The sequence below is a fragment of the Leifsonia aquatica H1aii genome (genome assembly GCF_000633535.1).
GTDB classification, from domain to species: domain Bacteria; phylum Actinomycetota; class Actinomycetes; order Actinomycetales; family Microbacteriaceae; genus Leifsonia; species Leifsonia aquatica_A.
Map to the genome: position 1 here is coordinate 1 of NZ_AYMR01000050.1, position 1,208 is coordinate 1,208.

1 protein-coding gene is annotated in these 1,208 nt (G+C 66.7%); it reads right to left on the minus strand.

Features of this window, described 5'->3' with window-relative positions; all coding sequences use genetic code 11:
• Positions 1 to 1,208 (minus strand): type I glutamate--ammonia ligase (glnA, locus tag U870_RS0121740; RefSeq protein WP_025159455.1); only part of this gene is annotated, 1,208 nt, incomplete at both ends.

Consider the following 1,208-nt stretch of genomic DNA (forward strand, 5'->3'; position numbering starts at 1 on the left):
CGCTGCGCGAGGGGCTTGATCTCCTTCTCGCGCTTGTACTCGATCCAGGTCTCGATGAGCTCCGGGGTGAACACGCCGCCTGCGGTGAGGAAGTCGTGGTCGGCCTCGAGGGCGTCGAGGGCCTCGGCGAGGGTGCCGGGGACCTGGGGGATGTTCTTGGCCTCCTCGGGCGGCAGCTCGTAGAGGTCCTTGTCGACCGGCTCGTGCGGCTCGATGCGGTTCTTGATGCCGTCGAGGCCGGCCATGAGCTGGGCGGCGAACGCGAGGTACGGGTTGCCGGAGGCGTCGGGCGCGCGGAACTCGATGCGCTTGGCCTTCGGGTTGGTGCCCGTGATCGGGATGCGGATCGACGCGGAACGGTTGCCGGCCGAGTAGACCAGGTTGACCGGGGCCTCGAAGCCGGGGACCAGGCGGTGGAACGAGTTCACCGTCGGGTTCGTGAAGGCGAGCACCGCGGGGGCGTGCTTGAGCAGGCCGCCGATGTACCAGCGGGCGATGTCGGAGAGGCCGCCGTAGCCGGACTCGTCGTAGAAGAGCGGCTTGCCGTCGCTCCACAGCGACTGGTGGGTGTGCATGCCCGAGCCGTTGTCACCGAAGAGCGGCTTCGGCATGAAGGTCGCGACCTTGCCCCACTGCTCGGCCGTGTTCTTCACGATGTACTTGAACTTGAGGATGTCGTCCGCCGCGGCGACCATGGTGTCGAAGCGGTAGTTGATCTCGGCCTGGCCGCCGGTGCCCACCTCGTGGTGGGCGCGCTCCAGGATGAGGCCGGCGTCGATCAGCTTGAGGGAGATGTCGTCGCGCAGGTCGGCCTGCTTGTCGACCGGGCTGACCGGGAAGTAGCCGCCCTTGTAGGGGGTCTTGTTGGCCAGGTTGCCGCCCTCTTCGACGCGGCCGGTGTTCCAGGCGCCCTCCTCGGAGTCCACCGAGTAGAAGGAGGAGTGCTGGTTCACCTCGTAGCGCACGTCGTCGAAGATGTAGAACTCCGCCTCGGGGGCGAAGAACGCGGTGTCCGCGATGCCGGTGGAGGCGAGGTACTTCTCGGCCTTCTTGGCGACCTGACGCGGGTCCTTCGCGTAGATCTCGCCGTTGCGCGGGTTGTAGATGTCGAAGACCATGATCAGCGTGCGCTCGACGCGGAACGGGTCGATGTAGGCGGTCGAGACATCGGGGATGAGCTGCATGTCGGACTCGTGGATCGACGCGAA